Source organism: Actinoallomurus acaciae (genome assembly GCF_042429965.1).
Taxonomy (GTDB): domain Bacteria; phylum Actinomycetota; class Actinomycetes; order Streptosporangiales; family Streptosporangiaceae; genus Actinoallomurus; species Actinoallomurus acaciae.
In genome coordinates this window covers 1-724 of record NZ_JBHLZP010001226.1, presented here as the reverse complement: position 1 = coordinate 724, position 724 = coordinate 1, and the positions used below count along the sequence as shown (strand labels likewise).

At 51.5% G+C, this 724-nt stretch carries 1 protein-coding gene and 1 pseudogene; one reads left to right on the top strand and one right to left on the bottom strand.

Annotation, left to right across the window (positions count from 1 at the left end; translation table 11 throughout):
• The coding region (locus ACFFNX_RS52575; protein WP_378213869.1) for an aspartate-alanine antiporter-like transporter at positions 1-326 on the top strand (326 nt) is incomplete at its 5' end.
• Between the two features lie 174 nt (positions 327-500).
• Here the strand turns inward: ACFFNX_RS52575 and rcdA are convergent.
• Positions 501-724, bottom strand: a pseudogene (gene rcdA / locus ACFFNX_RS52570) (DNA-binding transcriptional regulator RcdA); the annotation flags it as partial.

Genomic DNA, 724 nt, shown 5'->3' with positions numbered 1-724 from the left:
CAGGCGTTGGTCTGAGCGCCGGTAGCGGTATTAATAACGGCCTGGGCGCGATTGGCGGTCAGATGTTGATTGCCGGATTGATTGTCAGTCTTGTGCCAGTGGTTATCTGTTTCTTGTTCGGTGCTTATGTATTGCGAATGAACCGCGCACTGTTGTTCGGCGCAATGATGGGCGCACGCACCTGCGCGCCGGCAATGGAGATCATCAGTGATACAGCTCGCAGTAACATCCCGGCGCTGGGCTATGCGGGCACCTATGCAATCGCCAACGTCCTGCTGACGCTGGCAGGGACAATCATCGTCATGGTATGGCCAGGATTAGGATAAAACTGAAGTTGCCCTGAAAATGAAATTTTTTTGCACAACCGCAGAACTTTTCCGCAGGGCATCAGTCTTAATTAGTGCCACTGCTTTTCTTTGATGTCCCCATTTTGTGGAGCCCATCAACCCCGCCATTTCGGTTCAAGGTTGATGGGTTTTTTGTTGCCTGAAATTTATCTACTACCCAGCAATCCTCTCAACCATCCTCAAAATCTCCTCGCGTGATAGCGGCTTACGGTCGGTGACAAAATGCAGCGTCATCCCCTCAATAAACGCATCAAGCGCGCGGGCGGTTCCGGGTTCAAACCATTGTTCGAGCGTTTGTTGACTGCGCTGCATCCAGTTTTGCATTACCGTTTTTAAGAGCGGTTTTCGGCTAGCCAGCGCGTAGAGCTGGTACATCA